Genomic DNA, 1266 nt, shown 5'->3' on the forward strand with positions numbered 1-1266 from the left:
TGGAGGTCAACGCGTGGCGGCGCCGCCGCCGGGACGTACCCCTGTCCGGTTATCAGGAGTTGTGCCGGGAGTTGGCGGCGTCCGGGCCGGGCACGTTCGGTGAACTGGATTCCGTCGGTGCCCGGTCGGTGTTGCGCCGGTTTTCGGATGCGTGGTTCGCGGCGGCGAAGCGCCGCAGCGCGGGTGACCTGTCGGCCCGGTTCCCCCGCCGTCGGCGGGGGTTGGTGCCGGTGCGCTGGTATCACGGCACGTTCACCCTCGACGACCGCCGAGTCCGGATCCCCACCGCCAAAGGCTCTCCCCCGCTGTGGGTGCGCCTGGCCAGGAAGGTGCCGTATCCGGCCGAACAGGTCCGCTCGATCACGCTGCTGTGTGAGGGTGGCCGCCTGTTCCTCGACGTGACCGCTGAGGTGCCGGTGGCGGTCTACCCGCCCGGTGAGGAACCGGATCCGGGCCGGGTGGCGGGGGTGGATCTGGGGATCATTCACCCGTATGCGATGGCCAGCCCCGGCGGGGAGGGGTTGTTGGTGTCGGGTCGGGCGATCCGCGCCGAGCACCGCATGCACCTGGCCGACACCAAGGCCCGCCGCCATGCCGTGGCCCGTAGGGCGCCGAAGCCGGGTCAGAAGGGGTCGCGGCGGTGGCGGCAGTACCGGCGCCGGGCCCGCCTGGTGGAGGGCCGGCACCGGCGCAGGGTTCGTCAGGCCCAGCACGAGGCCGCCCGCACCGTCGTCTCCTGGGCGGTGGAGCAGCGGGTGGGTGTGCTGCACGTCGGGGACCCCCGCGGGGTGCTCGACGTTCCGGCAGGGCGGCGGCACAACCTGCGGTTGCGCCAGTGGCAGATCGGACGCCTGATCCAGATTCTGGTCGACAAGGCCACCTTGGCCGGTAATCACCGTGCGGCTGGTTGATGAACGCGGCACCTCCTCCACCTGCCCCGCCTGCGGAAGGCGGGTACCGAAACCCCGCGGCCGGACCCTGTCCTGCCCGCACTGCGGATTCTCCGGCCACCGCGATCTCGTCGCGGCCGCCAGCATCGCCACCCGTGTTCCGGGCGGCGGATCCACCACCCCGGCAGTGGTCGTGCTGCCGGAGGTGGTCACGCACCGTCGAGCCGGCCGCACCTGCCCGGTGCCGGACGGTCCCGACGTGACCCCCGCCGCCCACCCCGGGCGGCGCGAGGATCAGTTGGCCCGCGGAGGCCCGCCCCACCACCCGGTGGGGAGTCGCTCGCCCAACAGGCGAGGATCCACAACACCCACCGCA

The 1266-nt window shown here is 73.1% G+C and carries 2 protein-coding genes; both read left to right on the forward strand.

Annotated features, from left to right (window positions below; all coding sequences use genetic code 11):
- The coding region (locus tag JNW87_RS38845; RefSeq protein WP_238455486.1) for a transposase at positions 1–911 on the forward strand (911 nt) is incomplete at its 5' end.
- Positions 898–1266 (forward strand): zinc ribbon domain-containing protein (locus JNW87_RS41950; protein WP_375373617.1); only part of this gene is annotated, 369 nt, incomplete at its 3' end. The genes JNW87_RS38845 and JNW87_RS41950, both read left to right, overlap by 14 nt.

It is taken from the genome of Micromonospora sp. ATA51, assembly GCF_016802855.1.
Lineage (GTDB): Bacteria > Actinomycetota > Actinomycetes > Mycobacteriales > Micromonosporaceae > Micromonospora > Micromonospora sicca.